We start from the raw sequence: 593 nt of genomic DNA on the forward strand, positions 1-593 counted from the left end.
CAGCGGCTGCCGCACCGCGCCGCCCTGCACCACCAGCTGACCGTAGCTCCGGTACAGCCCGCTCCAGGCGATATTCCCCTTACCGTCCACCAGCTCCTGCGGCGTCCCCAGGTGGTCGTTGATATACCAGTACACCGCGCCGCCACGTCCCCGCCCCTTAAACTGTGCCAGCGGCCGGAAGCTTCCCGGCTCGTACAGGTAGCTCGTGCAGGCGAAGGCCGTCGCCTTCACGTATTCATTATCCACCTCACGCGGGTCGAACAGCGCGTCGTCCTCGTCGCACTCCGTCACCATCCGCTCGTCCTGCCAGAAGAACAGCGTGGCTTTTCCCGTCTGCTCATCCTCCTTACGCCAGCGACGACCGAACGCGTCATACCGGTAACGCCAGGACTCCTTCTGTGTCTCCCCGCCGTCTTGCCGCCGCACCTGCGTCAGCCTCACCAGACGGTGCTCGCAGTCCCACTCGTACAGGCGCGCCCGGCACTGCTGCTTACCCCACCGCTCCGCCGTCAGGTTGCCGAACTCATCGTACTCAAAATGATGGTCGCCCTGTATCAGCAGCCGGTCTCCCTTCACCGTCGCCCGGTGCGGCT

1 protein-coding gene is annotated in these 593 nt (G+C 65.3%); it reads right to left on the bottom strand.

The features are described 5' to 3' along the window. The coding region (locus ENTHG_RS00155) for an RHS domain-containing protein (protein WP_044172045.1) at positions 1-593 on the bottom strand (593 nt) is incomplete at both ends.

Source organism: Phytobacter massiliensis JC163 (assembly GCF_000321045.1).
GTDB lineage: Bacteria > Pseudomonadota > Gammaproteobacteria > Enterobacterales > Enterobacteriaceae > Phytobacter_A > Phytobacter_A massiliensis.